We start from the raw sequence: 208 nt of genomic DNA, 5'->3' as shown, positions 1-208 counted from the left end.
GTGTTTGGTCTGTATAAAAATGAACTATCTCTGGAATATCGGCATAGCCAACGGTAAACTTCAGTTGACGATAATTATCTGCATCTCCACCTTTTAACTGATAACCGACATTTAATAGCTTGGTTGATAAGGCAACAATGGTAGAATCGAATCGGATAATTGCATTTTTATCAGTGCCTAATTCTTTTTTGTAGACACGAACACAAGC

1 protein-coding gene is annotated in these 208 nt (G+C 36.5%); it reads right to left on the bottom strand.

Translation table 11 applies throughout. The features are described 5' to 3' along the window. On the bottom strand, nucleotides 1-208 hold a 208-nt coding region (locus tag ACT9TX_RS18555), incomplete at both ends, for a hypothetical protein (protein ID WP_481340633.1).

The organism is Parasediminibacterium sp. HNIBRBA5674, from assembly GCF_056745525.1.
This window is presented reverse-complemented; position numbering and strand designations above follow the sequence as displayed.